At 66.9% G+C, this 792-nt stretch carries 1 protein-coding gene; it reads left to right on the top strand.

From position 1 onward, the window contains the following. Nucleotides 1-11: 11 nt before the first annotated feature. Nucleotides 12-792: fumarylacetoacetate hydrolase family protein (locus tag D1J51_RS17710; protein ID WP_119077326.1), on the top strand; the 781-nt coding region annotated here is incomplete at its 3' end.

Consider the following 792-nt stretch of genomic DNA (forward strand, 5'->3'; position numbering starts at 1 on the left):
ACGGAGGACACGTGCTCGAGCAGTCGCAGATCGAATCCATTGCCGATGAACTGGTGCAGGCCGACCGGGATCGCGCGATCCTGCCGAGGCTGACCTCACGGTATCCGGGGATGGTGATCGAGGATTCCTACGCCATTCAGCAGGTGTGGTCGGATCGCCGCATCGCTGCGGGGGCGCGGCTGGTGGGGCATAAGATCGGGCTGACCTCGAAGGTGATGCAGGCGGCCACGGGGATCACGGAACCGGATTACGGCGTGATCCACGACGACATGGTCTACGAGTCGGGGTCGGTGCTGGAGTTCGACCGGTTCTCGAATGTGCGCATCGAGGTCGAGCTGGCGTTCGTGCTGTCCAAGCCGCTGACGGGCCCGGACGCGTCCCTCTTCGACGTGCTCGACGCGACCGCGTACGTGGTGCCGGCGCTGGAGGTGCTCAACTCGCATCTCGAGCTGGAGGGGCGCACCATCGTGGACACGATCAGCGATAACGCGGCGATGGGCGCGATGGTGGTCGGCGGCCGCCCGGTGAGGGTCGACGAGGTGGATCTGACGTGGGCGAAGGCGCTGCTGTACCGCAACGAGACGATCGAGGACTCGGGTGTGGCCGGCGCCGTGCTCGGCCACCCCGCGCTGGGGGTGGCGTGGCTGGCGAACAAGCTCGCCCAGCACGGGCAGACCCTGGAGGCGGGCGAGATCGTGCTCGCGGGATCGTTCACCAAGCCGATGTGGGTCGAGCGCGGCGACACCGTGCACGCCGACTACCACGAACTGGGTTCCATCACATGCCGATTCG

This window comes from Leucobacter sp. wl10, assembly GCF_003569785.1.
Classification (GTDB): domain Bacteria; phylum Actinomycetota; class Actinomycetes; order Actinomycetales; family Microbacteriaceae; genus Leucobacter.